General features: G+C 71.5%; 1 protein-coding gene. It reads right to left on the bottom strand.

All coding sequences use genetic code 11. The features are described from left to right. Positions 1 to 329 (bottom strand): histidinol dehydrogenase (locus FLQ44_RS16525; RefSeq protein ID WP_240801315.1); only part of this gene is annotated, 329 nt, incomplete at its 3' end. Positions 330 to 355 lie beyond the last annotated feature (26 nt).

Raw genomic sequence — 355 nt, 5'->3', positions numbered from 1 at the left:
GAGGGCAGCGGAGCGCTGCCGGCCGGCACGTACAGGCCGACGCGCTCGATCGGACGGATCACCCGCTCGCAGTTCAGGCCGGGCGCGGTCTCCAGCGCATAGCCGCGCGGCGCGCCAGCCTCGTGGAACTTGACGAGGCGCTCGATGGCATTGGTGATGGCCTGCTTCAACGCGGGCGACACCTGGGCTTCGGCCGCCTCGAACTCGTCTTCGCTTACGCGGAAGCTGCCCAGCTCGCAGCCGTCGAAACGGCGCGTCAAGGCACGCAGGGTGCTGTCGCCGTCGGCGCGCACCTGGCTGAGGATGCGTTCGACGTTCTCGGCCAGCACGGCGCGCGCACCCTGCGCTGGCCGGC

It is taken from the genome of Vogesella mureinivorans (assembly GCF_007644035.1).
Classification (GTDB): domain Bacteria; phylum Pseudomonadota; class Gammaproteobacteria; order Burkholderiales; family Chromobacteriaceae; genus Vogesella; species Vogesella mureinivorans.
This window is presented reverse-complemented; position numbering and strand designations above follow the sequence as displayed.